The sequence below is a fragment of the Mesorhizobium sp. M7A.F.Ca.US.014.04.1.1 genome, from assembly GCF_003998745.1.
Lineage (GTDB): Bacteria > Pseudomonadota > Alphaproteobacteria > Rhizobiales > Rhizobiaceae > Mesorhizobium > Mesorhizobium ciceri.
Map to the genome: position 1 here is coordinate 1 of NZ_RZRW01000889.1, position 1,671 is coordinate 1,671.

The window sequence follows — 1,671 nt, forward strand, 5'->3', positions numbered from 1 at the left end:
CCGCTGAAGTATCGTACAGCCCCTGGAGGAATGCGACCTGGGGCGGGACGGGCAATTCCGCCGCCACAAGCCGCCAGGTGTCGCGGGTGCGCAGCGCCGCCGACACCAGCGCCAGGTCCGGCAGCCAGCCGCGCGTCGCAAGCTCGCGCCCCATCAACCGGGCTGCCTTCACTCCGCGTTCGGCCAAGGGCCGGTCGAAATCATCGAGATCAGGGTCGTCCCAGCTGGATTTGGCGTGACGAAGCAGGAGAAGCTGTTTCATCGCCGCTCTAAGCTCAAGGCGTGATGCGCGCCAGATGCTCGAGGTCGGCTTCCTCGCGCAGCGGATCCGGGGCCATCACCACCGAGGTGCCGTTGTCGGCATCGTCGGCAAAGTGGGCAAGCACGGTGCGGCCGGACTCCATGCGCGCCTTGCCTTCGGCGACCAGCCCCAGCGCCAGCGGATAGAGCCGGTGTTCGGTCTTCAGCACGCGGGCTGCCAATGTATCGGCGGTGTCGCCGACCATCACCGGCACGGCTGCCTGTGCGATGATCGGGCCGTCATCCATCTCGGAGGTGACGAAGTGCACGGTGCAGCCATGGATGCGGATGCCGGCGGCCAGCGCGCGCGCATGGGTGTCGAGCCCCTTGAAGGCCGGCAGCAGGGCAGGGTGGATATTGATCATGCGGCCCTGCCATTTCTGGACGAAGCCGGGGCTGAGGATGCGCATATAGCCGGCCAGCGCCACGATCTCGGCGTTGAAGGCGGTAAGGGCCGCGTCGATGGCGGCGTCATGCGCCTGCTTGCTGCCGTGGTCGGCACGTGAGACGACCTGCGTGGCGATGCCGCGCGCCCTGGCGATGCCGAGCCCGGCGGCATCCGCCTTATCGGAAATGACACCGACGATCTCGGCCGGGAACGACGGGTCGCTGGCCGCGGCAATCAGCGCGGTCATGTTGGAGCCGCGTCCCGAGATCAGGACAACGGTGCGTTTCCTCTGCGCGCTCATAGGCCGATCGAACCCCGATAGATGACGCCTGCGTCGCGGCGCGGCACGATGCGGCCGATCGGCGTCACCGTCTCGCCGGCTTCCTGTAGCACGGCCGCGACCTGCGCTGCCTGGCCGGACGCGACCGCCAGGATCATGCCGATGCCGCAATTGAAGGTGCGCATCATTTCTTCCGGCGCCACGCCGCCGGTCTTGGCCAGCCACGAAAACACGGGAGGAACGTCGATCGCCTCGAGGTCGAGCTCGGCCGAAAAATCCTTGGGCAGCACGCGTGGAATGTTTTCCGGGAAGCCGCCGCCGGTGATGTGGGCGAGCGCCTTGATACCATGCGTGTTGCGGATCGCCTTGAGAATCGACTTGACGTAGATGCGGGTCGGCTCGAGCAGTGCTTCGGCCAGAGTGGCCTCGTCGTTGAACGGTGCCGGATCGCTCCACGACAGACCGCTGACGGCGACGATGCGGCGCACCAGCGAATAGCCGTTCGAGTGCAGGCCGGAGGAAGCCAGGCCCAGCAGCACGTCGCCTTCGACAATGTCATCGGTGGGCAGCAATTGGCCGCGTTCGGCGGCACCCACCGCAAAGCCGGCGAGGTCGTAGTCGTTGCCGTGATACATGCCGGGCATCTCGGCGGTCTCGCCGCCGATCAGCGCGCAGCCGGCCTGGCGGCAGCCCTCGGCAATGC

The 1,671-nt window shown here is 67.3% G+C and carries 3 protein-coding genes; all 3 read right to left on the reverse strand.

From position 1 onward, the window contains the following. Positions 1-262 (reverse strand): histidine phosphatase family protein (locus tag EOA22_RS32760; protein ID WP_206521421.1); only part of this gene is annotated, 262 nt, incomplete at its 3' end. A 13-nt stretch (positions 263-275) separates the two neighbouring features. Further along, positions 276-989: a phosphoribosylglycinamide formyltransferase gene (purN, locus tag EOA22_RS32765; RefSeq protein ID WP_013532446.1), complete on the reverse strand. Its 714-nt coding sequence runs from the start codon at positions 987-989 to the stop codon at positions 276-278. Beyond that, the coding region (gene purM / locus EOA22_RS32770) for a phosphoribosylformylglycinamidine cyclo-ligase (protein ID WP_127390559.1) at positions 986-1,671 on the reverse strand (686 nt) is incomplete at its 5' end. The genes purN and purM, both read right to left, overlap by 4 nt.